The following is a 26,636-nucleotide window of genomic DNA, read 5'->3' as shown; positions in this document are numbered from 1 at the left end:
GTCATTGGCCGGACCAGCCGCCGTCGATGATATGCGGGTGGCCGGTGGTGAAGGCGCTTTCGTCGGAGGCGAGATAGGTGACGAGCGCGGCGATCTCCTTGGCGGTGGCGACGCGGCCCATGGGCTGGCGCGAGACGAAGGCCTCCAACGCCTTGTCGTAGCTGCCCATCTCCTCGCCCAGCGCCTTGACTCGGTCGTGCCAGGACGGGCTCTCGACCGTGCCGGGGCAGATCGCGTTACAGCGGATGCCCTGCTTGATGTAATCCACCGCGACGGACTTGGTCAGCCCGATCACCGCCGCTTTGGTCGTGCCGTAGACGAAGCGGTTCGGCGCGCCGATCACCGAGGAACAGGCCGAGGACATGTTGATGATCGAGCCGCCCCCGGCCGCCAGCATATGGGGCAGCGCGGCGCGGATCGTGCGGAACATGGCGTGGACGTTGAGGTCGAAGCCGAAGGCCCAGTCGTCGTCACTCGCGTCCAGGGCGGTGCCGTGATGGACGAAACCCGCGCAGTTGAACAGGACCGTGGGGCGCACCCGATCAATAATTTCTCGGACTTGCGCGTCATTCCTCACGTCAAGCGCGGCGGTTTCGCAGTCCAGCCCGTCGAGCAGGTCGGCGTTCAGATCCGTGGCGACGAGCTCCGCGCCCTCGGCGATGAACATCTCGGCGGTGGCGCGGCCGATCCCTTGCCCGGCGGCGGTGATCAGGGCGCGCTTGCCTTTGAGGCGGTCGGTCATGGGAACTCCTTGGTTGTCATTGGGGCTATGCCGTTTCAGTTGTGAGCGCAAACAGGGAGGCGCGGATGGCCAAGGTTGCACTGCTGGGGACAGGATTGATGGGGGCGCCGATGGCGCGGAACCTCGTGGCGGCAGGGCATGACCTGACGGTCTGGAACCGCTCGCGCGCCAAGGCCGAGGGGTTGGGCGCCGCCGTGGCCGACACGCCGGCCGAAGCCGTTGCGGGCGCGGCGGTCGTCATCTCGATGCTGTCGGATGGGCCGGCCTCGGACGCAGTGCAGGTTCAGGCCATGGACGCCTTCGCCCCCGGCGCGATCTGGGTCGAGATGGGCTCGATCAAGCCGGAGGAGGCGCGCGCCCACGCGGCCCGCTTCGCGGAACGGGGAATCGGCTATGTCGACGCGCCGGTTTCGGGCGGAACAAAGGGCGCCGAGGCCGGGACGCTGGCCATCATGGCGGGCGGAGATGCCAAGGCCTTTGCCGCTGTCGAAAGCGTTCTCAATGACTTGGGGCGCGCCGTTCACGTTGGTCCCATCGGCGCGGGGCAGCTCTCCAAGCTCGCCAACCAGGCGATCGTCGCCTGCACCATCGGCGCGGTGGCCGAGGCGATGCTGCTGCTCGAACAGGGCGGCGCCGACCCGGCGGCGGTGCGCGACGCGCTCAAGGGAGGATTCGCCGACAGCACCATCCTGCAACAGCACGGGCAGCGCATGACCGAGCGGAATTTCGAACCTGGGGGCCTGACCAAGTTCCAGATCAAGGACTTGGACAACGTACTGGCGGAGGCGGACGGGCTCGGGCTGGAACTGCCCACGGTGCGCGCCATCAATGACCGCTTCAAGGTGGTCCGCGACGAGATGGCGGGCGGGGACTGGGATCACTCCGCCCTGTTCCTGGAGCTTCGGGCGCGCAACGGGCTTTGAGCGGGTCACAGGTGGCGCTCCAGATGGGCGGCGATGGCCGCCCGGAGCGCCCCGGAATCGCCCGAAAGCGCGGCGTCCAGAATGGCCTGATGCTCGTCGATGATCGGGTGGAAATAGCCGGGCGAGAAGGTCTCGGTCACCCCGGTCATCTGCTGGCGGAATTGGAGATAGACGGCGTTGAACGTCTCGATCAGCGGCGGCAGGCGGCATTCCGAGATCAGCGTCTCGTGGAAATCGTGCTCCGCATCCGACCACAGGTCCAGAAAGGGCGCGGCGGCGGGGGCGCGTGCGATCTGGCTTTCGATATGGCGCAGCGAGTGATGCGCGGCGGTCAGGCGCGCCTCCCACGGAAGCCCGCCGGCCGCCTGGGAGCGGACGGCGCCCTCCTGCTCCAGGATGGTTCGGAATCGCGCGATATCCGCCAGCCGCGCGCGCGACACCTGGCGCGCGCGGAACCCCCGCTGGATGGCGAAGTCCACAAGTCCGACCTGCGACAGCTGCAACAGCACGTCGCGCACCGTATTGGCGGAACAGCCATATTCCTGGCTGAGCGTTGACGGCATCAATCGACCACCCGGCGCGAACCCGTTGGTCAGCAACCGGCGCTGAAGATCGGCATAGATGTCGGGCGTGCCGACGCGGCCTTCTGGCAAATCGGGTCCTCCCCCGGGAATTTTGATATTCTGGGAAATGAGCCTTTGTCCACGAATTTTCATTTTCCGTTTGCGTGACGCCGAATCCTCGCTAACGTCCCCCCACGCCCTGGTGACAGGAGGCCCGTTTCGGGTGTTGCCGGGGCCAGAGATAACGGGAGGACATCCATGAAGACGCTTACGATCGCGGCTGTTGCCGCGGCGACCACTGCTATTGCCGGCGCCGCGATGGCGCAAACGACCACGCTCCGCATCCAGACGCATTACGCTCCTGAGACGGAGTCGGGCCGCCTCGCCCAAGAGTTTTTCGACAAGGTCGAGACCATGTCGAATGGCGAAATCACGATCGAGCCGTTCTTCAGCTCTTCGGTGGTGAAGTCGGTCGAGACCTTCGACGCGGCGGCCACCGGCATCCTGGACTGCGACATGACGGGCGGCGCCTACCAGACCGGCAAGAACCCCGCGTTCCAGTTCGTCGGCGACATCATGGGCGGCTACGACACGCCCTATCAGCAGCTGAGCTGGCTGTATTACGGTGGCGGCCTCGAGGACGCGCAGGAGCTCTACAACGCCTATGACATGCAGCTGATCGGCTGGTGGGTCTACGGCCAGGAGAGCTTTGCCTCGACCAAGCCGATCGCCGGCGTCGAAGATCTGAAGGATTGGAAATTCCGCTCGCCCCCGGGCATGGAGACCAAGATCTTCGAAAAGCTGGGCGCGACGCCCATCGTGATGGACTTCACCGAGATCTTCACCGCGCTGGAGACCGGCATCATCGACGGTGCCGACGCCTCGGGCCTGTCCAACAACGTCGGTCTGGGTCTTTACGACATCGCGAAATTCGCCAACTTCCCGGGCTTCCACTCGATGCCGTCGGACCACTTGGCTTGCAACAAGGCCGTCTGGGACAGCATGCCGGAACATCACCGCGCGATCATGTCGACCGCGATGGAGAGCCTGGCGCTGCGCACCGCGCTGACCTTCGAGAAGAAGAACGCCGAGGCCGCCGCCATGCTGCGCGAGCAGGGCGTGACCCTGTCGCAGTGGTCGCCCGAGGATCTGGCCACGTTCCGCGCCGCCGCGCAGGCCACCTGGCCGGAATTCGCGACGACGCCCGAGGCGGAAGCGCTGGTGGCTTCCCACATGGCGTATCTGACCCAGCTCGGCCTCGTCTCCGAGTGAGTTGAGGCACACCGCGCGGCCCCCGGGGCCGCGCCTTTGCCCGCGCGGAAGACGCGCGGGTATTGTTCGCGCGGCCGCGCGATCCGAAAGGGAGCCGCCCCTATGTCCAGTAAGCGCACATCCCCCACCCCGGTCGAGACGACCGGCGACGCCCCCGAGGTCTACAAGCCCGGAGCGCTTGAGGTCGTCTTTCCGATGGCCTTCACAGCCTGCTTCGCCTGGGTCGTCTGGAACATGCCTGCCTTCCTGATGGTCTTCCGGGAAGCCGGCCCCGCCGTCGATGCGCTCGCCCGCAGATACGGCGAGATCATGGTGCTGGACTGGGTGGCGGTCGCGGGATCCATCCTGTTCCTGGTGCTCGGCGTCAAGACGGTGCGCCGCGCCCCCTCCGAATGGGAGGATTGGGGGCTCTTCGACCGGGTCTCGGTCTTCGTCGGGCGGGTGACCATGCTGCTGATTGTCGTGCTGGTCACGGTCATGGTCTACGAGGTCGTGCTTCGCTACGTGTTCGAGCGCCCGACGCTTTGGGCCAACGAGATGTCGCTCTGGCTTGCCGGTTTCATCTTCATGCTCGCCGGGCTCTATTCGATGCAGCAGCGGAGCCATATCCGCATTTTCCTGCTCTATGACGTGATGCCGCGCTGGCTTCAGCGGTGCTGCGACACCTTCTCCACCCTGCTGATCGTGGTGTTCGCCTTCGCGCTTTTCTACGGCGGCTGGGGCGAGGCGCGGGACAAGTTCCTGCGCTGGGAAACCTTCGGCACCGCGTTCGATCCGCCGATCCCGGCGACGCTCAAACCGATGCTTCTGTTCATCGTGATCCTCGTCGCGATCCAGGCCGTCGCGAACCTGATCCGGGATTGGAACGCCGAGCCCGTGATCCACACGGCCGCCGACGATATCGACCAGGACGAGCTGGAGCGGCTGCGCCGCCAGGTCGGCGAAAACTAAAGAGCGCCGGACAGGCGACAAAGGGGGGACATAATGGACGTCGGAACGATCTCGCTGGTCCTGTTGATAGGCCTCATGCTGTTGCTGGCCATCGGGATGCCGCTGGGCATGGCCTCGGCCATCCTCGCGGTCCTGGTGCTGGTGATGCGGTTCGAGCCGGCGTTGCTGACCGCGCCATGGGAATTCGGCGAAGGAATCCTGACCGGGCGCTTCGGCTCGGGCCCGCTGAACATCCTGGCGCAGCGCATATACGGCCTGCTCACCGATTACGTCCTGATCTCGATCCCGCTCTTCATCTTCATGGCGGCCCTGCTTGAGCGCTCCGGCATCGCCAAGGACATGTATTCCTCGCTCAATGTCTGGCTGAACCGGACGCGGGGCGGGATCGCCATCGTCACTTCGATCATGGCGGTCATCATGGCGGCCATGTCCGGCATCATCGGCGGCGAGGTCGTCCTGCTGGGCCTCATCGCGCTGCCGCAGATGCTGCGCCTAGGCTATGATCAAAACCTCGCCATCGGCACGATCTGCGCGAGTGGCTCGCTGGGCACGATGATCCCGCCCTCGATCGTCCTGATCATCTTCGGCCTGATCACCGAGACCTCGATCAAGGCGCTGTTCACGGCGGCCTTCGTGCCGGGCTTCATGCTGGCCTCGTTCATCATCATCTACATCATCATCCGCACGCAGATGAACCCAGCCCTCGCCCCCCTGCCCCAGGACAGCCTGTCGGCGCGAAAGGCGCGCGCGGAACAAACCATCGCGCAGTTGAAAGCCGCGCCGCAGGGCGGTCCGGCGGAGGTCGAAAAGGCGCAGGCCGAGCTGGCCGCAGCCGAAGCCGAACTGGCGGATTTGCACGCGCAGCCCCAAGGTCGGGAGAAGGCGCTGCTCTTCGGGGCGTTCCTGACCATTCTCGTGGCCGGCTTTGCGACCGCGCTGTTCCTCCGGGCGCTGTTCTTCACGGTGACGGGCCAGAACGTCGTGATCGAGAACGTGGACCCGATCGCCCTGGGCCAGCCGCATCACGTCTATGTCCTCGGCGCCGTCGCCGCCGTGGCCCTGGCGCTCATCTTCTTCCTGTTCAAGCCGCACCGGGCCAAGACCGGGTGGAACATGGGCAAGGGCCTCGTCGCGCCCATCGTCGTGATCGGGGTCGTCATGGGGTCGATCTATGGCGGCATCTCGGGCATCACCGAGGCCGCGGGGATGGGCGTGGTCGCGGTCTTCGTGATCTCGGTCTTCCGCGGCGAGGCCTCGGTCGAGCTGGTCTGGGATTCGCTGATGCGGACGCTGAAATCGACCGGCACGATCATCTGGGTGACCATCGGCGCGACGGCGCTGGCCGGCGCCTACACGATCGCCGGCGGGCCGACCTATGTGGCCAACCTCATCACCTCCGCCGACCTGCCCACGATGGGCATCTTGCTGGTGATGATGCTGATCCTGCTGTTCATGGGCGCCTTCATGGACTGGGTCGGGATCGTGCTGCTGATCATCCCGGTCTTCCTGCCCATCGTGCAGCGCCTTCCCATCGAGGAGATCGGACTGCTGGGCCATGTCGAGCCGAAGAACCTCGCGGTCTGGTTCGGGGTGCTCTTCTGTATGAACATGCAGGTGAGCTTCCTCAGCCCGCCCTTCGGTCCCGCCGCCTTCTATCTGAAGTCGGTCTGCCCGCCGCATATCTCCCTGACGGACATCTTCCGGGGCTTCCTGCCGTTCATCTGCATCCAGTTGCTCGCGCTCTCGGTGCTGCTGATCTGGCCGCCCATCGTGGAAATCCTGCTGGATTAGGGGTGGTGGGCATGGTGATGCCCACCCTACGGAGACGCCGATGTTGAGCGCGACCCAGATCGAGGAGTTCCACCGCCGGGGATGCCTGGTGGTGGAAGACATCGTCCCGGCGGTGGTCAGGGACGCGGTCGAATCGGAATATGCCGCGCTGATCCGGGAGATGGCCGAGGGGCTGGGCCTGGGCTGGCGCGGCAATTTCCTGGAGACGCTGCGCGCGGTGCATCTGGCCGGCCATGACTGGTTCCAACCGCTGGACATCACCCTGCCCGGCTCGCGCATCGAAGCGGACACGCCGTTCCATTACGGTCCCGCCGTCCACGACCTGATCTGCAACGAGGCCCTGCTCGATCTCGCGGAGGCCATCGTCGGCCCCCGGATCACATCGAACCCGATCCAGCACCTGCGGATCAAGCCGCCCTCCGAGACGGTGGCCGCGGACGCGCCCGTCCATACCACCGTCACCGCCTGGCATCAGGACCGCGCCGTCGCCCATGCCGAGGCCGACGCAACCGACATCGTCACCGTCTGGGTCGCCATGACCGACGCGACGCCCGAGAATGGTTGCCTGATCGCCCAGCCCTTCGATGGCCCGCAGGCGATGCTGCCCCATTGCCCGCTGGATCAGACCGCGATCCCGTCCGGCTACCTGACTCCGGCCCGCGCCGAGCCGCTGCCGGTGCGCGCGGGCGGCGTCGTGCTGCTGCACCCGATGGTGCCCCATGCGGCGCTCGACAACCGCACCGACGGCTTCCGCTGGTCCTTCGACCTGCGCTACCAGCACACGGGCCAGCCCACGGGCCGCGCCCATTTCCCGAGCTTCCCCGTCCGTCCCGGCCCAGCCCCCGACTGGCGCGCGGTGCGCGAGATGTGGCTGGACGCCCGCGCCGCCTGCGCGCAAGTTCCGCACATCCCGATCCACCGCTGGACCTCTGACAGCCCCAATTGCGCGTGACCCCATGAGCCTCACCATCCGCCTTTCCGCCGAAGACGACGTCGTCGTCGCCACCCGCGCCCTGGAGGCCGGGATTGATGTTGAGGGGGTGCGCACCACTGCGCTGATCCCGTCCGGCCACAAGATCGCGACGCGCGCCGTGGCCAAGGGCGCGCCCGTCCGCAAGTTCGGGCAGATCATCGGCTATGCCTCCGAGGACATCGCGCCCGGGGCGCATGTCCACACCCACAACCTCGCCTTCCGCGCCACCGAGCACGATTACGAGTTCGGCACCGACCTGCGCCCCGTGACGCCGGCGACCGGCGACACGTTCCAGGGCTACCGGCGCGCGAACGGCGCGGTGGGGACGCGCAACTACATCGCCGTGGTCACCTCCGTGAACTGCTCGGCCACGGCCGCGCGGCGTATCGCCGACAGCTTCGGCCCGGAGGAACTGGCCGCCTATCCGAATGTCGATGGCGTCGTCGCCTATGTCCACGGGACCGGCTGCGGCATGGCCGGGGACGGGGACGGGTTCGAGGCGTTGCAGCGCGTTATGTGGGGCTATGCGCGCCACCCGAACCATGCCGCCGTGCTAATGGTGGGCCTCGGCTGCGAGATGAACCAGATCGACTGGCTGCTGGAGGCCTATGGGCTGGAGCAGGGCCCGACCTTCCAGGTGATGAACATCCAGAACGTCGCGGGCCTGCGCCGGACCGTCGAGAAGGGAGTCGAAAAGATCCGCGCGATGCTGCCAATCGCCAACGAGGCGACCCGCACCCCCTGCCCCGCCTCCGAACTAACGGTGGCGCTGCAATGCGGCGGCTCGGATGCGTGGTCCGGCGTCACCGCGAACCCGGCGCTGGGCTATGCCTGCGACCTGCTGGTGGCGCAGGGCGGGACCGGGGTGCTGGCCGAGACGCCCGAGATCTACGGCGCCGAACACCTGCTCACCCGCCGTGCCGCCGACCGCGCCGTGGGCGACCGGCTGGTCGGGCTGATCGAGTGGTGGGAGGATTACACCGCGCGCAACAAGGGCTCGATGGACAACAATCCCTCGCCCGGCAACAAGAAGGGCGGGCTGACGACCATCCTGGAGAAGTCGCTGGGGGCCGCCGCCAAAGGGGGCACGACGCCGCTCACTGGGGTCTACAAGTACGCGGAGCCGGTGCGGGCCAAGGGCTTCACCTTCATGGACAGCCCCGGCTATGACCCCGCCTCGGTCACGGGGCAGATCGCGGGCGGATGCAATCTCGTCTGCTTCACCACGGGGCGCGGCTCCGCCTTCGGCTCGAAGCCCGCGCCGACGATCAAGGTGGCGACCAACACCGCCCTCTTCACCCGCATGCCGGAGGACATGGACGTCAACGCGGGCGATATCCTGTCGGGCGAGTCCACGGTCGAGAGCAAGGGCCGCGAGATCTACGAGATGTTCCTACGCGTGGCCTCGGGCGAGGCGACCAAGTCCGAGGCGCAGGGCCTGGGCGATTACGAATTCGTGCCGTGGCAGATCGGGGCCGTGATGTGAGCCATCGGGACGGTGCGGCGACATCCCGAAACGGCTCGGGCGTGGTAGTGCACGGAGGTCCGCTCGACCGGGGGACCGATCCCTTCCCGCTGGCGGGGGACGCCCCCGGCGAGGACGTATCGAGTTGCGGCGCCGGTCCCTATCGCCTTCGGCGGGGGAGCGCCGGGGCGCACGGGCGCGCGGTCACCGGGAAAGGACCGCATCGGCGACGGGGCGAAGCCGACTGGGCCCGAGGACCGGCGCGCCGGCCGCGTGACCTGCTCCGGAGGGGGCAATGACCCGCCTCCTGCTCGCCGGAACGGGGCTGATCGGCGCGCGCCACCTCGCCCATATCGAGGCGCATCCCGCCCTGACCCTGGCGGGAATCGTCGACCCCGATCCGGCGCGCCGCGCCCATCCCACCGCGCCCGGCTTCGCCACCATCGACGAGGTCGATGTCGCAGCCGACGGCATCGTTCTCGCCACGCCCACCGCCAGCCACGCGCCCCTGTCCATCGCCGCCGTCCAGCGCGGCTGGCACGTGCTGGTCGAGAAACCCGTCGCCGATACGCTCGCGGCGGCCGACAGCATGATCGAGGCCGCGCGCGCCGCCGGGCGTCACATCCTGGTCGGCCATCACCGCCGCCATCACCCCCGCGTGGCCAAGCTGAAAAAGATCGTCGCCTCCGGTATCCTGGGCCAGCCGGTCGCGGCCTCGCTGCTCTGGCTGATGAAGAAGCCGGACGCCTATTTCGACGTGGAGTGGCGGGCCGGGATGGACGGGGCGCCGATCAAGCAGAACCTGATCCATGACGTGGACCTGCTGCGCTGGCTCTTTGGCGAGGTGACGGCGGTCGTGGGCCTCGCCTCCAACGCGGTGCGCGGTGCCGCGCGGCCCGAGTCGGGCGGCGCCGTCCTGCGCTTCGAGAGCGGGGTGACAGCGACGCTGACCTACGCGGACACGACCGCCTCCCCCTGGAGTTTCGAGGCCGGGACCGGGGAGAATCCGCATATCCCGCCCAGCGGGCAAGACTGCCTGCGCATCGCGGGCACGGCCGGGGCGGTGGAGTTCCCCAGCCTGCGCCTCTGGTCCGGGGCCGCCGATTGGAGCGAGGCGCCGACGTCCGCCGAGACGGAGGTGGAGGACGGCGTCCCCCTGATCCGCCAGTTGGAGCATTTCGCAAACGTGATCGCGGGCCGCGCCCTCCCGCTGGTCGATGCCGCCTCTGCCCGCCGCACCCTGGAGGTCATTCTCCGCATCGAAGAGACAGCGCAATGACCGCCCCTTCTTCTGGCCAGAAATACTCCGGGGGGGCGCCAGAGGCGCGGGGGGCAGAGCCCCCCTCTGCCCTCACCCCCCTGCGCTGCGGTCTGATCGGCGAGAATATCGGCCGCTCCCGCCTGGCCCTGGCGCTGGCGATCATGGCCGAGGACCATGGCGGCCGTCTGGAGTTCACGCCGATCGACACGGCCGACGATCCCTCCTTCGATTTCGACGCGACCGTCGCGCGGCTGATGGCCGAGGGCTGGACCGGCGTCACCGTCACCCATCCGTGGAAGACCCATGCCGCCGCCTGGGCCGGCGCGGCCATGGTTCCCGAGGCGCAAGGTCTCGGCGCGTCCAACACGCTGACCTTCCACCCCGTGACGGGGCATAACACCGACCATGCGGGCTTTCTCGCCGCCTGGCCCGCGATCCTCGAACGCCCTCCCGGTCGTGTCGCCGTCGCAGGCGCGGGCGGCGTCGCCCGGGCGATCGTGCCCGCGCTGATCACCCTGGGCGCCACGGAGGTCTCCGTCTGGGATCTAAACCCGGACGCAGCCACCGAGCTCGCCGCACGGACGGGCGCGCGCGCGGTCGCCGCCGACGCGGCGCAGGCGGTGACCCGCGCCGCCGACGGCCTCGTCAACTGCACGCCGCGCGGCATGGCGCCCGATACCGGCAGCGCCTTCCCGGCGGACTGGATCGGCGGCCAGTCCTGGGCGTTCGACGCGGTCTACACGCCGACCGAGACCCCGTTCCTGCGGACCGCGCGCGCCGCCGGGCTTGCCGTCATGACTGGCTTCGACCTGTTCCGCTACATGGCCATGGCGAGCTTCGCCGCCTATACCGGCATCCGACCGGACCCGGCGACCACCCTGCCAAAGCTCGACGCGCTGAAACCGGAGTAACCCCATGGACGTTCTGACCCAGGCCCAGAAAGACGCCTTCGAGACGGATGGATACCTCGTGCTCGAAAGCCGTCTCTCGCCCGCGGAGCTGACCGCGCTCCATGCCGAGGTCGATCGCTATACCGCCAAGGCGCGCGGGCTGACCGAGGGCACCGACGAGCTGGACCTGGAGGACAGCCACCGCCCGGACGCGCCGCGCGTGCGGCGGATCAAGCTGCCGCATACCCATTCGCAGGTGATGGCCGACCTGATGCGCTCCGACACGATCCTGGCGCCGGTGCGCGACCTGATCGGGCCGGACCTGCGGCTGCACACGACCAAGCTCAACATGAAGGAGGCCGGGCACGGGGCCGCCGTCGAGTGGCACCAGGATTTCGCCTTCTACCCGCACACCAACGACGACGTGCTGGCGGTGGGCGTGCTGCTCGACGACATGGGGATGGAGAACGGGCCGCTGATGGTCTTTCCAGGCTCGCACCGGGGGCCGATCCACGACCACCACGCGAACGGGCATTTCGTGGGAGCGATGGACCTCGCGCGCGACGGCTACGACATGGCCGACGCGGTGCCGCTGATGGGGCCGGCGGGGTCGATCTCGATCCACCATGGGCGGATCGTCCACGGCTCGGCGGTGAACCGCTCGACCCGGGCGCGTCGCATTCTGTTCTACGAGATGATGGCCGCCGATGCCTGGCCGATCATGGGCTCGATGACGAAGTTCTCGACGCTGGAGGATTACGACAGCCGGATGCTCTGCGGCAGGTCGCGCCAGCCCCGGCTCGCGGACATCCCGGTGCGCATCCCCCTGCCCGCCCCGCCCATCGGCAAGACGATCTACGAAATCCAGAAGGGCCTGACGGCGCGGGCCTTCGAGACAGTGGAGCAATGACATGAGCAAACCCGCAATCGGATTCATCGGCCTGGGCCTCATGGGGTCGGCCATGGTGCAGAACCTGCTCGACAAGGGCTACACGCTGACCGTGCTGGGCCATCGCGACCGGACCGGCATCGAGGCCGCGCTCGCCCGCGGCGCCACCGAAGCCGCGACCGCGCGGGAGGTGGCGGAGGCCTCCGACATCGTGATGCTCTGCATGGGCACTTCCGAACATGTCGAAGGCCGGATGCGCGGACCCGATGGCGTGATCGCAGGGCTGAAGGACGGCGCGATCGTCATCGACTACGGCACCTCGCTGCCCGGCTCGACCAAAGCCCTGGGCGAGGAGGTCGCGGCGGCGGGCGGCACCTATCTGGACGCGCCGCTGGGCCGCACGCCGAGCCATGGGCGCGAAGGCAAGCTCAACATCATGTGCTCCGGCGACAAGGCGGCCTATGAAAAGGTGAAGCCCGTTCTCGACGACCAGGGGGAGAACGTCTTTCACCTGGGCGCCCTGGGCAACGGGCACACGATCAAACTGATCAACAACTTCTTCGCCATGACCACCGCCAACGCCATGTCCGAGGCCTTCGCCATGGCCGACCTCGCGGGCGTCGACCGCAAGCAGCTCTTCGACGTGATGGGCGCCGGGCCGCTCCGGTCCGGGATGATGGAGTTCATCGCCGCCTACGGCGTCGACGGCAACGCCGAGATGCTCGCCTTCTCGATCAAGAACGCATCGAAGGATGTGGGCTACTACCGCTCCATGGCCGAGGGGCTGGGGGTCGAGTCCATCATGTCGGCCTGCGCGGATAAGGGACTGAAAGCCGCCATCGAGGACGGCCGGGGCGAGGACCTCGTGCCGCAGATGGTCGATTTCTACGCGAGCCGATACGGGAAATAAGTGGCCAGCCCCGCCCCCGTCAGCCACCTCGCCGTCGCGCGCGAGGACAATCCGGGCCGCGGCATCGCCCTGATGCTGCTGGCCTATCTGCTGTTCTCCTTCACCGACACCTCGGTGAAATGGCTCGCCCTGGCCGGTCTGCCCGCCTTGCAGTTGGCCTTCATGCGCTTCAGCGTCCACCTCGTGCTGTCGACCGGCCCGATGATGGGGCGCGACCATTCGGGCTTCACCGCCCCGCCCCGGCTGGCGGCGGTGATGCTGTTCCGGGGCGCGCTGCTGATGGTCTCCACGATCAGCAATTTCGTGGCCCTGACCTATCTCGACCTGACGCTGGTGGCGGCGATCATGTTCTCCTCGCCGATCATCGTCTGCGCGCTCTCGGTGCCGCTGCTGGGCGAGCAGGTGGGGCCGTGGCGTTGGGGCGCGATCCTTGTGGGCTTTATCGGGGTGCTGGTGGTGATGCGGCCTTGGGGCGCGGACTTCCATTGGGCCGCGCTGGCCTCGCTGACGGCTGCGACGGCGCTGGCCGTGTTCTCCATCCTGACGCGGCGCCTGGCAGGAGTGGCCGCCCCGCGCACGATGCAACTCTATGCCGGGCTGGTCGGCACGATCAGCCTGGCCCCGGCGGCGTGGTTTCTGTGGGAAGCGCCGGCCACCCCGCTGGATTGGGTGCTGATGGTCGGGATCGGCGTCTCGGCCTGGGCGGGACACCATTTCTTCAGCGCGGCCCATGGCTATGCCCCGGCCAGCGTGCTGATGCCATTCAGCTACTCTTTCCTGATCTATCTCGCCGTCTTGAGTTTCCTCGTCTTCGGCACGACGCCTGACGCGATGACCATCCTCGGCGCGGCGATCATCGCGGTCGCGGGCCTCGTGATCTGGTGGAGGGAGCGGCGATGATCGCCTTCGCCGCCGCCGTCTTCTTCCTGATCGTGACGCCCGGTCCTGGCGTTCTGTCCACCGCCGGGGTCGGCGCGGCCTTCGGCGGCCGCGCGGGCGTGCGCTATGTGATCGGGCTATGCATCGGCACCAATATCGTGGCGCTGGCGGTGATTTCGGGCGTGGCGGCGGTGGTCCTGGCCGATCCCCGTATTCGGACGGTGCTGTTCGTGCTGTCGACCGGATATCTGCTCTATCTCGCGTTCCGCATCGCCACCGCGGGCAGCCGGATCGCCTTCATCGAGGCCCAGCACAAGCCGGGCATCCGCGACGGGCTGGCCTTGCAGGCGGTGAACCCCAAGGCCTATGCGGTCAACACAGTCATGTTCTCGGGCTTCGCCATCGGTCTCGGGCCGGTCGCGGAGCCGGTGGTCAAGCTGCTGATCATGAACGCGATCTGGCTGCCGCTGCATTTCCTGTGGCTGGGGCTGGGCGTCTGGCTGCGCTCGCTCGATCTGGCGGAGCGGACGCAGCGCATGATCAATATCGCGATGGCCGGATCGATGCTGGTCGTAGTCGGGCTGGCTCTGGCCAGCCTGATCTGAAGCGCATGCGGCGCGTGCGGAGGGGGGCTTTGCCCCCCGCCTTCGGCTCCCCCCAGAGTATTTCCGGCCAGAAGAAGGACGCAGGATCATTCCTCGCCGAAGGTGACGGCGCCGCTTCGAGCGAGGTCGGCAATCACGGGTTCGGGCGTGCCGCATTCCTCGAGGATCGCACGGGAGTGCTGGCCCAGCGCGGGGACCGCCCCCATCGCCGGGTGCGGCAGGCCGGGCGGGCGCAGGGCGGGCAGCGGGCCCGCCGGGGACGCGATCTCGCTCCAGAGTCCCGCAAGCGCGGGATGCGCCCAGAGATCGGCCATCTCGTTGAGCCGCGCGTTGCCGATGCCCGCCGCGTCGAGCCGGGCCATGACCTCGACGCAGGGGAAGGCTGCGAAGACCGCTTCGATCTCGGCGCGCAGCGCGCCGGCATTCTCGGCCCGGGCCGCGTTTCCGTCGAAGCGCGGATCGTCCGCCAAGTCTGGACGGCGCAGAACGGTCGCGCAGAAATTCCGCCATTCCCGGTCATTCTGCAGGCCGAGGATCACCTCCCCATCGGCGGCGCGAAACGGGCCATAGGGAAAGATCGTCGGATGCGCCGCGCCCGCCCGCGCCGGCGGCGGCGCGCCGTCGAGCGCGTAATACATCGGATAGCCCATCCATTCGGCCAGCGCGTGCAGCATCGAGATCTCGAGATGCGCCCCCTCCCCCGTCCGCCCCTTCTGGATCAGAGCGGTCAGGATGGCTTGGAGCGCGAAGCTGCCCGCGGCGATATCGGCCGCGGAGATGCCCGCCTTGGAGGGCACCTCCGGCGTGCCCGTGATCGAGAGCAGACCGGCCTCCGCCTGCACCAGCAGGTCATAGGCCTTGCGCTCGCTCTCAGGCCCGTAACCGGAAATGTCGCAGAGGATCAGCCCCGGATGGCGCGCGTGGAGCGTCTCCCATGACAGCCCCAGCCGCGCGGCGGCCCCGGGGGCGAGGTTCTGGACGATCACGTCCGCCTTCTCGACGAGGCGGGTGAGCACGCGCGCGGCTTCCGGGTGTTTGAGGTCCAGCGCGAGGCTTTCCTTGCCGCGATTGGTCCAGACGAAATGACTGCTGAGGCCCCGCGCCCTCCGGTCGTAGCCGCGCGCGAAATCGCCGGTCCCGGGGCGCTCCAGCTTGATGACCCGCGCGCCCCGGTCGGCCAATTGCCGCGTGCAGTAAGGCGCGGCGACCGCATGCTCGAGCGCGAGCACAGTGATACCCTCGAGCGGTCGCATCAGCGCGGGTGCCGTTGACCGAGGGCCGGTGCGGCGATGGCGGGGCTCCCAGGATTGTCTCGACCGATCATGCGGCCGACGGTAGGCGGCCCCGGGGCCCGCGTCCAGCCGCACCGTTTGGCCTTGCACCCTGCCCCGGCAAGGCCTAGACGACACGGGCCTGCGGCGAGTTGGCGGAGTGGTTACGCAGCGGATTGCAAATCCGTGTACACCGGTTCGATTCCGGTACTCGCCTCCATCCACTTTCAATCGGTTAGCGATTTAGCGACACGGCGGCGTTTGAAAGTCTAAGCAACCGTCTAAACTTTCTGCTTTTGTTCTGTTCGTTTTCGCTGGGCCTGAATGGCCCGGAGACGCTGACGAACCTTCTTCGTGTAGTTCAGGACCATGGCCGGGCTCTGGCCCGTCACGGCGGCGATCAGGTCATCGCTACGTGGTCGATGCCGTCCACCATCTCGACCCGGCGGTGATCCAACAGCTCTCAGCGATGAAGGCCAATGTCCGTCGCTATGTCGCCAATGCGCGCGAGGACATCCATGGCGGGCGAACCGACCTCCCGGCCCTGCAGGCGAGATCGGGTTGGTGGGTCAGCGCCAATATTAGTACCGTTGATCTGGAGCGGGGACTGCGCGCGCTTTGCAGGGCGGGCAGCCTCGATTATGGGCGCGATGTTCGCTTTCCAGCATGATTATCTCGGACCTACCAAAAAAAACGCACAAATCGGGTGACTTTCACACACTGGCGTTTTTTCACTTTTTCAAGGGCTTAGACCGTGCAGAAATTGCTCTCAACGGGGGTTTTCAGAAGGCGGACATCCAGCCAGTTTTGGCTTTGTCCGCAGAGCGGACCTCCATAACCACGGGCGTGCTGCGTCCGCATCCGAATGACCGCTTCGGAGAAGCCGCGACGCACATGAAGTCGCGCTGTCGAACATCGGCTCAGGGCCGTGCGCGTCTTCCAGGCCTGGCGGCCACGATGCCCCTCATACCGCGCTGCCGCAGATGAGCGTCGAGCCCGAACGACCGCGACTACAGCGCAAGCCTATGTAGCCGCTACATCAGCGATCTTCTAGTTTAAGGCGAGAGGGGACGCTCGTGCACCGCGTGGCAAAGTTCGGTCCCAAGTATTCAATTTCGAGGAGGTGTCATGGACATCGCAGAAGCCCTGCTGATCGGGCGACGGCCCATTACCGACGTCGTCTCATCCCAAAAGGCGGGGCTTTACGGAATCTTCGCCAAAAGACGGGATTGCCTTCCGGGCATGACCATTCCGGACACCGAAATCATCTACATCGGCCAGACTGGGGAAAGTCTGGGCAATCGAAACCATTTTCTTCCGAAGAGTAGCGGCTTCCATTCCCCTCGCCGCTCTCTCGGCGCGATCCTGAAAGTGGAGCTGAACCTGCAGGCGGTTCCCCGCGCCCCGGGACCATCGGAGAGCAACTTCACGAACTTTGCGTTTGCGGGGGACGGGGAACACCGGCTGTCCAACTGGATGGTAAGGAATCTGGACTACGCGACTGTAGAGTTAGAGGTCGATCTGCACCGGGTCGAGAAGGAGACCATTAGGGTGATGCAGCCGCCGCTGAATCTGACAGGTTGGGCCAACCCGCAGAAGCGGCACATCATGGACCTGCGCAACGCATGTAAAGCCGAGGCCAAAACCACCCGCTGAGAAGATGAGGGACTGCTTCCGAAAAGCTCGCACTGCCCAAACCGGACGTCCGTGCATGGGTGCATGGTGCAGCGGACCTCCGCTCCCCGCCCTTGGTCGCCTCGACCGTCAGCGCGTCATTCGAGTCCGTCAGGCTCAGGGTGCCGGCCGACCGCGAGGCCAGCGGCTTGTTAAAGTCATGGCCGGACAGAAAGTGCACGTCCTCGCCGCGCTCGATCCGATCCGCGAAGGCACGAGCTGCGATCATCTCACGACGCTCACGGACCATGCCGAGGCGCTCGGCCAACACGGTTTCCCGGCCATAGGGGAAGGTTGCCCGAAGGCGGGTTTCCCCGCCTTCGGTGCGCAGCTCCAGGCTGCCGACATGTGCGCCCCAGAGCATTACGCCGCCGCCAGTTCGAGACCGGTCAGCAGCTCGAGCTGGGCCGGGCGCGCCACCGTTACGTCCATCGTGGCGAGGGCGGTGATCCGAAGGCCACCGGACTGCGCATCGCTGAACGGGTCGCGGATCATGTCCACCGCGCCCCACGCGCCGATGAAGATCGGGGCCACGCCGCCCGCCGTGGTGGTCAGCAGCGCTTGAGTCGCCTCGGGCGTCCCGGACGGTGCGGCAGGCCCCCGCACCCTACCCCAAGCCCGGAGCCGCCGCCTGGGACGCCTTGCGGGCCGTTGGCGTGCCTGTTGTCGCTCGCGGTCGAGGGCGTGTCTTGGCGGGCCGTGTGGAGCGCCTGGCGGACCGGTGCAGGCCGCCGTGCCCTACCCCCCAGAGCCGGAGGGTTACCTATGGTTCTGACGCGCGATCCGCGTGCCTTTCAGTGCAAGGCACCGATACAGGCGCTTTCCTGCCTTCAGGAAAGGGGCCTTTCACTGCTTTCAGAGATAGCCCGGCACCTGAACGCAGGTGCCTTGCTTGGGGTAGCATGATACCATCAGGCCATTGGCAGGCAGGCAAAGGCGAAACCAATGGCGACCTATGTTGAGATGATGGCGGCGGCCCGGTGGCAACGAGGTCAACGCGATCCGGCAGAATATCCGTGCCGTTCTGGACGATCCGAAGAAATGCCGCGGCTTCCCCTCCCCATCTATTTCGGGGTTCATTCCCGGGTCATCCCCTTGCACGCCTGCAATTCTAGGAGCTGACTCCCCATGCTTGGCCCTGCCCCCGATGCTGTATGGATCGAGCGTTACGACGGTCGCCTCTTCGCATCGTTCGTCCCTTACGGATGGGACGGGAAGGCCCGCCATCGTGCCCAGCGCGCGACGGCGATCCTGCGCCGCGTGAAGGCGGGGAGTTGGTCTTGCGCATGGTGCGGCGATTCCCTGCCCGAGTGGCGCCGGGCGGATGCCGAGTAACCTCGGGCAGCACCTTGGACCGCTGTAGAACTTCGTCCCGGCGGCGGCATGAGCAGTCGTGGCTTGGGCGCAGAGGCGTGAGCATGGCGGCTCCATGCGACGGCTCTCGTTCATCCTCCGCAGCTGCCTTCTGCCGCCACCTCCTGGTCCGTTGGCTGGATGCCCTCGGCACAACCGGACCGCGGCAGGTCGGAACCCGGGCACCTGCCGCGGTCCGGGCGGGGCACTTTGTTCTATGCGGGCTCGATCCTGCCAAACCCGCCCATGTCGGGACGCTCCGCAGTCGCGGAACGTCCCGTCTGATGGATCAGAACATGAAATTGGCGTCTGACAGGTCGCCAGCATCCACGCCCAAGAGCAGAATGCCCATCTCCGCGGGGTGTTCACCGGCCATATTGCCGTCTGTGTCGACGTAGAGAACGGTGTCCCCACCGACCTGTTCGGCCCAGACGTGATACGCCTCCGCGACATCGGAGAAGCCTTCGAGATCCAGCTTGCGGAAGTGGAACCTGTCGTTGGCTGCATCGAAGTCGGTGATCGTCTCCCGGCGTCCGCCTTCGCACTCGCCATGGCCGGGCACATCCTGCGCGGCCTTGTAGACGAAGACGTCCGGTCCGTTGCCGCCGGTCAGCGTGTCCATCCCGCGGCCGCCGACGAGGATGTCGGCGCCATTACCGCCCACCAGGAGGTCGGGCCCGCCCCCGCCAACCAGAAGGTCGGCTCCGTTGCCGCCATAGAGCTTGTCGGGTCCACCCTGGCCGAACAACTGGTCGCGCCCATTGCCGCCATGGACTTCATCCGCGCCGCCGCCCGCATGGATCACGTCGCTTCCGTTCAGGCCATAGATCTTCTGTCCGCCGCCGCCGGTCTCGATGACGTCCGACTTGTTGGTGCCCATGACGATTTGGGGCTCGTGATCGTGGCCGTCGCCATGGTCGTCACCATGGTCGTCATCATTGTCGTCAAACGGGGCGACGACGGACGCATTCAGCGGAAGAGGCGTCGGCGAAGGCAGGAACTCGGGCGGGACCTCGCTCACATCGACCTCGACCGCCTGCACATTGTGGATGAACTGGATCACCGCCCGGCTGTCGTCGGCTGCCGCTGTGAAGTCGTTGACACCGGAATTGGGCGCCCCCGCCAGGACAAATTCGTCGTCGGAGGTATCCCCGGGCGTCTCGTTGTCGTCGAGCAGGAGATACTCGTCCTGCCACGGCGTCTCGCCGAACACGGCATCGTAGGCCGTGCCGTACTTGAAGACGGGCGCGCCGTCCTCGATCTCGATCCAGCGCAGCCAGGTGTCGCTGTAGGTCGCCGCGCGATCGTAGTCGTAGAGTTCGCCCTCGGGATCGCTGAAGTCGAAATAGGTGATGTTCAGCGTCGCGCCGGAGCCGGTGACCTTGTTCACCCCGAGCGTGGTGTTTTCATAGATCAGCGCATCGAGGGTGATCTTGCCCTCCTTGCTCCACGCGGCGCCGATCAGCGCCGAGGGATCCCAGTCGGGGTCGGTGTAGCCGTCGGTCTCGACCTCATCGCCCAGCAGGGCCTGGAACACGGGATCCCAGTTTCCGGCGACGTCGGGCCAAGCGCCGACCGTCCCGTCCGGGTTCGTCATCAGGTATTGATAGAGCGCTAGGTTCTCGAGCGGCGCGTCGATTGTGCCGAAGGTGGCACCGCCGTCGTTGCTGTACATGATTCGCCCGGCCGGGTCGGTTTTGATCACATCGGCGTTCAGGATCTTCTCCAGCGCCGCGTTCAGCGCTTTCTCCTGCACCTTGGCCGGCGCGCGGGCCACGTTGGCGCGCTCCAGTTCCACTTCCTGAACATAAGGCAGAAGATCGGCCGGGATTTCGTAGTCGCCTTCCGCGTCGGCCTCGAAATAGATTGGGAAGAGGCCGTCGGCGCCGCCAAGCGTGAACGTCGGGTCGTAGCCGACCGGGATCAGTTGGCCGTTGCCGTCGAGCATCGGCTCACCATTGCCGCCGCCATCGCTCGGATCGAGGTCACGGTAAAGGACGAGCTGATCGCCGAAGAGATCGCCCTTCTTGTTCCCGGCGCCGTCGGGCTTGCCGCCACCGCCACGCCCCGGGTTCAGTCCGGGGTTTCCTCCAGTAAAATCGGGTTTGCCATTCTGATGGGGCATTTCACTCGCCTCCTCGCTAACATGCAAAATTGCCGTGTCGCGAGTCTATGTAGATGCCGCCCGCCATCATTGACGGACGTCAATGCCAGCGCATCGAGAGGATCTAGCTTTGGCTCCACTTGCAAGGGAGGAGCGGAGGAAATGGAGGCACGAGGATACCCCGGGAGCATATCCGGCAAGTCGATGGTGCGAAGCGGTCTCATCGGCGTCGCGGTGGTCGTGGTGGCGACCGCATGGCAGGTCGGTGCGTTGTCTGCGGATGAGGCCACGATGGAGGTCGCGCAGCTGCAAGACCGTGACTAGGACCGTGACCAGGACCGCGATCGGCAGGACGACAAGGCTCAGGATCGCGATCGGGACCAGACCCGCGACCAGGATGGTGACGGAGCATCCAATGCTGTTTGGGACGACGAAAGGCGCGAGCAAGCCCGCGAGCAGCTTCGCAGCGAAGACTGCGAGGCGGTCCGGAGAGTCACACGAGAGGTTCTAGCGGCGACCGGCCCCTGCCTCGAAGATGGCACAGCCGCAAGGAGCGAGTGTCGCGCACAGATCGCACTGATGGAGCAAGCCCTTGAGCGGCAAGAGAGCGTCTGCGGCTCCGAATGATCCGCGTGGCATCGGTCGCTAGTCGGTGATGGATGGGTCGCGTTCCGGATCGGACTCTCGGTCCGGCCCAACGCGACGAAGCGCTTCGGTTGGCTGCCCCCGCGGTTGACCGTCGCGTGCCCGAGCGTCTCCCGGAGGCGGGAGTTTGCCTTGTGGTGGCAGAGGCCCAGCCAAGTCAGAAGTCACAGCGTCGAGACCGGTCAGAGTGGCTTGTGCTGACGGGCGTACCTCCCGTCGGTCATCTCAAAGCAGACGAAGCGGCCCATGTCGGCCCGAACGGCGGATAAGTATATCACGATGCTCCGCCCTCTCTGGGACTGGGCGATCTTCGAGCGCAGAGTGACTGCAGCCTCGTACAAAGCGAACCCTTGGGACTTCGGGCGTTCTGTCCCTCGCGGCAAGAAGTCCGACAAGCCGGAGCGGGAAGCCTTCAAGGCGGACGACTGCCGCCAGCCCCTCAAGGCGACCCAGCGCGGCACCAGAGGCGGGGACGCCTTCCGTCTCTCCCTAGCGACCGGCGTCTGAATCAACGAACTGCTGTTGCTGAAGGCCGCCGACGTGGCCGAGGACGGATCGGCGTTCTACCTTCGCGCCGGCAAGTCGGACAATGCCGCCCGTTTCGTCCCCCTCATAAAGGACGCCAGAGAGGTCATGGCCGCACGTGTGGCGGCGATTGGCGATAGCGGGCGTTGCCGTGCCGAGACGGAGCGGCCTGCACCATTCGTCGGTCGCTTTGCCCCCCCAACAGGAGGGCCAAGCGAAACTGCCTTCTGCGAAGGTGGGAGGGTCCGAACCTTTTGATTCCGCATGACCCTATGAATTATCGGGCATGAACGGTGATTTCGTCGGCCCTGCCTTCACTTTCCGCTCGGAAACTGGCGATCCCGCCGAACCGGACGGGCCATTCACGGATCGGTTCACCCCGATGTCTCTGACGCAGCGCGCCGACGACAGGGTGACGGCCCATAACGTGATCCTGCATGGGGTCGAGAATGGCGGCAGCGCCGCGTTCACCGAAGCCGTCTTTCTGGATTTCCGAGCCGCCGGTACCAGCCCTGTCGGGGCGCCATTGTTCTGACCTAGAGGCGTCCCGGCAGTCCGGGCGTCGATCTCTTCGATATGGGCGGGATCCGCTCGCCCTGATCGTCGTGCTCGAAGGCGGCGGGCGGACCGACCAGGACGATGTACTGCTTTTCTGGGCGGGCGTCCGGCTAACGCGTCCCCCTGATGGCAGTGGGGCGGGATCCGCCAGGATCCCGCCCCACCCTGGTTCGATCAGCTACAGCCAGAGGTCGAGCCGCAGGTGTTGCACTTCATGCAGGTTCCGTTGCGGACCAGCGTGTAGTTGCCGCACTCGCCGCAGGCCTCGCCCTCGTAGCCCTGCATCTTGGCCTTGGCGCGGGCGTCCATCTTGGGCGCCACCGCAATGGCGGCGGACCCTTCCGGCGTCGCCACAGCGACCGCGCCGCCCGCGTCGGCGATTTGGGCCGCCACCCGGTCCGCCCCGCCGCGCAGAGCGACCAGATCCTTGGGCAGGCGCTTGCGCAGATAGCCCGAGGACGTGACCGACTTGATGACCTCCAGCGATTTGGTCGCCGAAGCGCCCACCGGAGCGATATTGCCGTCCTCGCCCCTGGCCGCCTGCGCCTCGCCGATCGAGTCGAAGGTCTCGCCCTGCGGCTTCACATGGGCCAGATCCTCCCGGTCGAGATAGGACACGGCCAGTTCGCGGAAGATGTAGTCGAGCACCGAGGTCGCGTTCTTGATCGAGTCGTTGCCCTGCACCATCCCCGCGGGTTCGAACTTGGTGAAGGTGAAGGCGTCCACGAACTCCTCCAGCGGCACACCGTATTGCAGGCCGACCGAGACGGCGATGGCGAAGTTGTTCATCATCGCGCGGAAGCCGGCGCCTTCCTTGTGCATGTCGATGAAGATCTCGCCCAGCTCGCCATTGGCGTATTCGCCGGTCCGCAGATAGACCTTGTGGCCGCCGACCACCGCCTTCTGTGTATAGCCCTTGCGGCGCTCCGGCATCTTGGAGCGGCCGCGGGCGACCTCCTTGACGACGATCTTCTCGATCACCTTCTCGGCCAGCACCTCGGCCTTTTGCGCGGGCGTGCCCGCCTCCAGCACCTCAGCGGCCTCGTCATCGTCCTCGACCAGGCTCGCGGCCAACGGTTGCGACAGCTTGGAGCCGTCGCGATAGAGCGCGTTGGCCTTCACGCCGAGGGACCAGGACAGCTCATAGGCCTTCTGGCAGTCCTCGATCGTGGCCGAGTTGGGCATGTTGATCGTCTTGGAGATCGCGCCCGAGATGAAGCTCTGCGCCGCGGCCATCATGTGGATGTGGCTGTCGACCGACAGGAACCGCTTGCCCTTCTTGCCGCAGGGGTTGGCGCAGTCGAAGATCGGCAGGTGCTCGTCCTTGAGCCCCGGCGCGCCTTCCAGCGTCATCGTCCCGCAAACATGGTCGTTCGCCGCCTCGATCTCGGCCTTGCTGAAGCCCAGGTGACGCAGCAGGTCGAAGGACGGGTCGGCCAGCTTGGCCGCCGGAACGCCCAGCGTGCCGGTCAGGAAGTCCTCACCCAGCGTCCACTGATTGAAGACGAAGCGGATGTCGAAGGCCGAGGGCAGCGCCGCCTCAATCTTCTCGATCTCCGCCTTGCCGAAGCCATGGCCGATCAGCGAGGTGTGGTTGATCCCCGGCGCCTGCCCGAGGGAGCCGTGGCCCACGGCATAGGACACGATCTCGCCGATCTCGCTCTCGCGATAGCCGAGCGTGCGCAGGGCGGCCGGAACCGACTGGTTGATGATTTTGAAGTAGCCGCCGCCGGCCAGCTTCTTGAACTTCACCAGGGCGAAGTCCGGCTCGATCCCGGTGGTGTCGCAATCCATCACCAGACCGATCGTGCCGGTCGGCGCGATCACGGTGGCCTGGGCGTTGCGGAAGCCGTGCTTCTCGCCCAGCGCGACGGCGTCGTCCCAGACCTTCGCGGCCAGGTCGGTCAGCGCGCGGTCGGGGCAGCCTTCGATATCGAGCGCGACGGGCTTCACCGCGAGCTTCTCGTAGCCCTCGGTCTGGCCCCTGGCCGCGGTCCGGTGGTTGCGGATCACGCGAGCCATGTGCTCGGCGTTCTTCGCGTAGCCCGGGAACGGCCCCAGCTCTCCGGCCATCTCGGCCGAAGTCGCGTAGGAGGTGCCGGTCATCACCGCCGTCAACGCACCGCAAAGCGCCCGGCCCTCGCGGCTATCGTAGCCGTAGCCGAGGTTCATCAGCAGGCCGCCGATATTGGCGTAGCCCAGGCCCAGCGTGCGGAAATCGTAGCTGCGCTGCGCGATCTCCTTCGAGGGGAACTGCGCCATGGCGACGCTGATCTCCAGCGTGATCGTCCAGAGGCGCGAGGCGTGGACATAGAGATCGGCGTCGAACGTGCCGTCGTCCTTGAGGAACTTCAGCAGGTTCATGGAGGCTAGGTTACAGGCCGTGTCGTCCAGGAACATGTATTCCGAGCACGGGTTCGAGCCGCGGATCGGCCCGTCCTCGGGGCAGGTGTGCCAGTCGTTGACCGTGTCGTGGAACTGGATGCCCGGATCCGCGCAGGCCCAGGCGGCGTGGCCGACCTTCTCCCACAGATCGCGGGCCTTGACGGTCTTGGCGACCTTGCCGTTGGTGCGGTTGGTCAGCTCCCAGTCGGCGTCCTTCTCGACGGCGTGCAGGAAGGCGTTGGTCACGCGCACGGAGTTGTTGGAGTTCTGCCCCGCGACGGTCTCGTAGGCCTTGGAGTCCCAGTCGGTGTCATAGGTCGGGAACTCGATCGACTCATAGCCCTGCCGCGCATATTGCAGCACGCGCATGACGTAGGCCTCTGGCACCATGGCCTTTTTGGCGCTGCGGATCGCAGACTTGAGACCCGCGTTCTTCGCCGGGTCTACGGCATCGTCCATGCTGCCGTCCCAGGCGGTCACGGCGGCCATCACCTCGTTCAGCTTAGCCTGCGTCGCCTTGGAGCCGGCGACCAGCGCGGCGACCTTCTGCTCCTCGACGACCTTCCAGTCGATGAAGGCCTCGATATCCGGGTGGTCCATGTCGACGATGACCATCTTGGCCGCGCGCCGCGTGGTGCCGCCCGACTTGATCGCGCCCGCCGCGCGGTCGCCGATCTTGAGGAAACCCATCAGGCCCGAGGATTTGCCGCCGCCGGACAGCGGCTCGCCCTCGCCGCGCAGGTGGCTGAAGTTGGTCCCGGTGCCGGAGCCATACTTGAACAGCCGCGCCTCCCGGACCCAGAGATCCATGATGCCGCCATCGTTCACCAGATCGTCGGCGACGGACTGGATGAAGCAGGCATGGGGCTGCGGATGCTCGTAGCTCGACTTGGAGCGGGTCAGCTTGCCGGTCTTGGGGTCGACATAGTGGTGGCCCTGCGCCGGTCCGTCGATGCCATAGGCCCAGTGCAAGCCGGTGTTGAACCATTGCGGGGAGTTCGGCGCACCCATTTGGCGGGCCAGCATCATGCGCATCTCGTCGAAATAGGTCCGCGCATCGGCCTCGGTGGTGAAGTAGCCGCCCTTCCAGCCCCAATAGGCCCAGGCGCCAGCCAGACGGTCGAAGACCTGCTTGGACGAGGTCTCACCCCCGTAGCGCTGGTCTTCGGGCAGCTCGGCCAGCGCCTCCTCGTCGGGGACGGAGCGCCAGAGGAACTCGGGGACGCCCTTTTCCTTGACGCGCTTGAGGCGCGTGGGGACGCCCGCCTTACGGAAATATTTCTGCGCGATGATGTCGGACGCGACCTGGCTCCAGCCCGTGGGCACCTCGACCGCGTCGAGCTTGAACACGACGGTCCCGTCGGGATTGCGGATCTCGGAGGTGGTGGTAGCGAAGTCGAGCGCCGCGTAGGCGTCCTGTCCCTCGGTCGTGAGCTTGCGTTCGAGCCGCATCTATCGTCTCCCCAATATATCACTCGGTGGCCGGTGGCACGCTGTCCCCGGCCGCGGAGGTCGCCCTCCCCGTACCGCGCTCTCTTGCGGAGCTGCTTGGACTGCACCGAACTTCTGCTCTCGCCGACGCTAGATTTAGTGTGGGGCGCCAGCACGGACACAAACTAGAGGGCGAATTGGAGAGTGGTCAACGATTCGCGCGAAGAATCATGTGGAGAAGTCGGGGGAACGATTTGGGGGAATCGCAGCCGAGGAACGCGCGCCCGCCCCCCCCGCTCCGGCGCTCCGAATAAGTGTCGGAAAGATGGCAGGAAGATGGCGCGAAACTGACGCCGCGTCCGGCCGCACCTGTGAGCACCCCGTTGCAGCGACGTCACGTCAAAGGGGAATGGAAGGTGACGGTGCGGAGAAGATGGTCGGGGCGGCGAGATTCGAACTCACGACCCCCTGTACCCAAAACAGGTGCGCTACCAGACTGCGCCACACCCCGACCGTGACGCCCGCCTACCATCCTCGCGGGGGCGGGGGAAGCCTCAGAGCGACGCGCAGGCGCGC

General features: G+C 66.7%; 23 protein-coding genes and 2 tRNA genes. 17 read left to right on the top strand and 8 right to left on the bottom strand.

Annotation, left to right across the window (positions count from 1 at the left end):
• Position 1: 1 nt before the first annotated feature.
• Entirely contained in the window at positions 2 to 742 is a 741-nt protein-coding gene (locus DTQ71_RS10970; RefSeq protein WP_109564336.1) for an SDR family oxidoreductase, read from the bottom strand.
• A gap of 65 nt (positions 743 to 807) precedes the next feature.
• Between DTQ71_RS10970 and DTQ71_RS10965 the strand changes: the two genes are divergently transcribed.
• Entirely contained in the window at positions 808 to 1,665 is an 858-nt protein-coding gene (locus DTQ71_RS10965; protein ID WP_109564335.1) for an NAD(P)-dependent oxidoreductase, read from the top strand.
• Positions 1,666 to 1,670: 5 nt separating this feature from the next.
• Here DTQ71_RS10965 and DTQ71_RS23165 read toward each other — a convergent pair whose 3' ends face one another.
• Positions 1,671 to 2,318 (bottom strand): GntR family transcriptional regulator, encoded by a 648-nt coding sequence (locus DTQ71_RS23165; protein WP_170125400.1) that lies wholly within the window; start codon positions 2,316 to 2,318, stop codon positions 1,671 to 1,673.
• Between the two features lie 168 nt (positions 2,319 to 2,486).
• On the opposite strand from DTQ71_RS23165, the gene DTQ71_RS10950 reads away from it, so the two are divergent.
• From DTQ71_RS10950 to DTQ71_RS10900, 11 genes are all read left to right on the top strand, one after another.
• Complete coding sequence (locus DTQ71_RS10950; RefSeq protein WP_109564333.1) at positions 2,487 to 3,500, top strand: TRAP transporter substrate-binding protein; 1,014 nt, start codon at positions 2,487 to 2,489, stop codon at positions 3,498 to 3,500.
• A 102-nt stretch (positions 3,501 to 3,602) separates the two neighbouring features.
• Positions 3,603 to 4,451, top strand: a complete 849-nt coding sequence (locus DTQ71_RS10945) for a TRAP transporter small permease subunit (protein ID WP_245947432.1) — start codon at positions 3,603 to 3,605, stop codon at positions 4,449 to 4,451.
• A 33-nt stretch (positions 4,452 to 4,484) separates the two neighbouring features.
• A complete protein-coding gene (locus DTQ71_RS10940; protein ID WP_109564332.1) occupies positions 4,485 to 6,242 on the top strand; it encodes a TRAP transporter large permease in 1,758 nt (585 codons plus the stop codon).
• 40 nt (positions 6,243 to 6,282) lie between these two features.
• The gene (locus tag DTQ71_RS10935; RefSeq protein WP_109564331.1) at positions 6,283 to 7,194 is read left to right on the top strand and encodes a phytanoyl-CoA dioxygenase family protein; all 912 of its coding nucleotides are present in this window, start codon (positions 6,283 to 6,285) and stop codon (positions 7,192 to 7,194) included.
• 4 nt (positions 7,195 to 7,198) lie between these two features.
• Entirely contained in the window at positions 7,199 to 8,701 is a 1,503-nt protein-coding gene (locus DTQ71_RS10930; RefSeq protein ID WP_109564330.1) for a UxaA family hydrolase, read from the top strand.
• 274 nt (positions 8,702 to 8,975) lie between these two features.
• A complete protein-coding gene (locus tag DTQ71_RS10925; RefSeq protein WP_109564329.1) occupies positions 8,976 to 9,959 on the top strand; it encodes a Gfo/Idh/MocA family protein in 984 nt (327 codons plus the stop codon).
• Complete coding sequence (locus DTQ71_RS10920) at positions 9,956 to 10,852, top strand: shikimate dehydrogenase family protein (RefSeq protein ID WP_109564328.1); 897 nt, start codon at positions 9,956 to 9,958, stop codon at positions 10,850 to 10,852. The genes DTQ71_RS10925 and DTQ71_RS10920 overlap by 4 nt, the downstream gene beginning before the upstream one ends.
• Positions 10,853 to 10,856: 4 nt before the next feature.
• Positions 10,857 to 11,741, top strand: coding sequence for a phytanoyl-CoA dioxygenase family protein (locus DTQ71_RS10915; RefSeq protein ID WP_109564327.1), 885 nt, complete (start codon positions 10,857 to 10,859; stop codon positions 11,739 to 11,741).
• Position 11,742: 1 nt separating this feature from the next.
• A complete protein-coding gene (locus DTQ71_RS10910; RefSeq protein ID WP_109564326.1) occupies positions 11,743 to 12,630 on the top strand; it encodes an NAD(P)-dependent oxidoreductase in 888 nt (295 codons plus the stop codon).
• Positions 12,631 to 13,530: a DMT family transporter gene (locus tag DTQ71_RS10905; protein ID WP_245947430.1), complete on the top strand. Its 900-nt coding sequence runs from the start codon at positions 12,631 to 12,633 to the stop codon at positions 13,528 to 13,530. It begins immediately after the preceding gene.
• Complete coding sequence (locus tag DTQ71_RS10900; protein WP_109564325.1) at positions 13,527 to 14,114, top strand: LysE family translocator; 588 nt, start codon at positions 13,527 to 13,529, stop codon at positions 14,112 to 14,114. Before DTQ71_RS10905 ends, DTQ71_RS10900 begins: the two co-directional genes overlap by 4 nt.
• A gap of 86 nt (positions 14,115 to 14,200) precedes the next feature.
• Here the strand turns inward: DTQ71_RS10900 and DTQ71_RS10895 are convergent, their stop codons facing one another.
• Positions 14,201 to 15,367: a CaiB/BaiF CoA transferase family protein gene (locus DTQ71_RS10895; protein WP_109564324.1), complete on the bottom strand. Its 1,167-nt coding sequence runs from the start codon at positions 15,365 to 15,367 to the stop codon at positions 14,201 to 14,203.
• 164 nt (positions 15,368 to 15,531) lie between these two features.
• Here DTQ71_RS10895 and DTQ71_RS10890 point away from each other — a divergent pair.
• The 3 genes from DTQ71_RS10890 (at position 15,532) to DTQ71_RS23155 (ending at position 17,041) form a co-directional block, all read left to right on the top strand.
• A tRNA-Cys gene (locus DTQ71_RS10890) sits at positions 15,532 to 15,605 on the top strand.
• A gap of 195 nt (positions 15,606 to 15,800) precedes the next feature.
• On the top strand, positions 15,801 to 16,055 hold the full coding sequence (locus DTQ71_RS23160; protein ID WP_146204840.1) for a hypothetical protein: 255 nt from the start codon (positions 15,801 to 15,803) through the stop codon (positions 16,053 to 16,055).
• A 458-nt stretch (positions 16,056 to 16,513) separates the two neighbouring features.
• On the top strand, positions 16,514 to 17,041 hold the full coding sequence (locus DTQ71_RS23155; RefSeq protein ID WP_146204839.1) for a GIY-YIG nuclease family protein: 528 nt from the start codon (positions 16,514 to 16,516) through the stop codon (positions 17,039 to 17,041).
• On the opposite strand, the gene DTQ71_RS10885 is transcribed toward DTQ71_RS23155, so the two are convergent.
• From DTQ71_RS10885 to DTQ71_RS10875, 3 genes are all read right to left on the bottom strand, one after another.
• The gene (locus DTQ71_RS10885) at positions 16,992 to 17,288 is read right to left on the bottom strand and encodes an HK97 family phage prohead protease (protein WP_245947471.1); all 297 of its coding nucleotides are present in this window, start codon (positions 17,286 to 17,288) and stop codon (positions 16,992 to 16,994) included. The genes DTQ71_RS23155 and DTQ71_RS10885 overlap by 50 nt on opposite strands.
• A 134-nt stretch (positions 17,289 to 17,422) precedes the next feature.
• Positions 17,423 to 17,665: a hypothetical protein gene (locus DTQ71_RS10880; protein WP_245947428.1), complete on the bottom strand. Its 243-nt coding sequence runs from the start codon at positions 17,663 to 17,665 to the stop codon at positions 17,423 to 17,425.
• 1,036 nt (positions 17,666 to 18,701) lie between these two features.
• Positions 18,702 to 20,537 (bottom strand): calcium-binding protein, encoded by a 1,836-nt coding sequence (locus DTQ71_RS10875; protein WP_109564322.1) that lies wholly within the window; start codon positions 20,535 to 20,537, stop codon positions 18,702 to 18,704.
• 141 nt (positions 20,538 to 20,678) lie between these two features.
• On the opposite strand from DTQ71_RS10875, the gene DTQ71_RS23490 reads away from it, so the two are divergent.
• Entirely contained in the window at positions 20,679 to 20,840 is a 162-nt protein-coding gene (locus DTQ71_RS23490) for a hypothetical protein (RefSeq protein ID WP_170125399.1), read from the top strand.
• Positions 20,841 to 21,972: 1,132 nt separating this feature from the next.
• A complete protein-coding gene (locus DTQ71_RS10860; RefSeq protein WP_109564319.1) occupies positions 21,973 to 22,221 on the top strand; it encodes a hypothetical protein in 249 nt (82 codons plus the stop codon).
• 197 nt (positions 22,222 to 22,418) lie between these two features.
• Here the strand turns inward: DTQ71_RS10860 and DTQ71_RS10855 are convergent, their stop codons facing one another.
• Together DTQ71_RS10855 and DTQ71_RS10850 are read right to left on the bottom strand one after the other, a co-directional pair.
• The gene (locus tag DTQ71_RS10855) at positions 22,419 to 26,081 is read right to left on the bottom strand and encodes a vitamin B12-dependent ribonucleotide reductase (protein WP_109564318.1); all 3,663 of its coding nucleotides are present in this window, start codon (positions 26,079 to 26,081) and stop codon (positions 22,419 to 22,421) included.
• Positions 26,082 to 26,494: 413 nt separating this feature from the next.
• Positions 26,495 to 26,571: transfer RNA gene (locus tag DTQ71_RS10850), tRNA-Pro, on the bottom strand.
• Positions 26,572 to 26,636: the final 65 nt, after the last annotated feature.

Origin of the sequence: Jannaschia seohaensis (assembly GCF_900116765.1) — a bacterium.
GTDB lineage: Bacteria > Pseudomonadota > Alphaproteobacteria > Rhodobacterales > Rhodobacteraceae > Jannaschia > Jannaschia seohaensis.
This window is presented reverse-complemented; position numbering and strand designations above follow the sequence as displayed.